The organism is Streptomyces sp. BE303, from assembly GCF_036290945.1.
Classification (GTDB): domain Bacteria; phylum Actinomycetota; class Actinomycetes; order Streptomycetales; family Streptomycetaceae; genus Kitasatospora.
In genome coordinates this window covers 1-420 of the sequence record NZ_JAQYWZ010000332.1, presented here as the reverse complement: position 1 = coordinate 420, position 420 = coordinate 1, and the positions used below count along the sequence as shown (strand labels likewise).

At 71.4% G+C, this 420-nt stretch carries 1 protein-coding gene; it reads left to right on the top strand.

Going from position 1 to position 420, the window contains the following annotated elements; all coding sequences use genetic code 11:
- The coding region (locus PUR56_RS04540) for an acyltransferase domain-containing protein (RefSeq protein ID WP_329947936.1) at positions 1-420 on the top strand (420 nt) is incomplete at both ends.

Below are 420 nucleotides of genomic sequence, written 5' to 3'. Positions count from 1 at the left end.
GTCGCGGATGCCTTCGACCAGGTGGCGTTGCACGTGGATGCCTATCTGGACCGGCCGTTGGCGGAGGTGCTGGCGGACGAGGAGCTGATCCACCGCACCGGGTACGCGCAGCCGGCGCTGTTCGCGGTCGAGGTTGCGTTGCATGCGCTGCTGTCGCACTGGGGTGTGCGGTCGGACGTGCTGGTCGGTCATTCGATCGGTGAGATCGCTGCCGCGCACGTGGCCGGGGTGCAGTCGCTCGGTGATGCGGCGGCGTTGGTCGTGGCCCGGGGCCGACTGCTGCAGGCCCTTCCCGCCGGTGGGGCGATGCTCGCGGTGGGTGCTTCCGAGGCGGACGTCCTCGCCGCGTTCCCGGACGTGGACGTCGCGGTGGTGAACGGTCCTGGGGCCGTGGTGGTCGCGGGCCTGGAGGCCGAGATC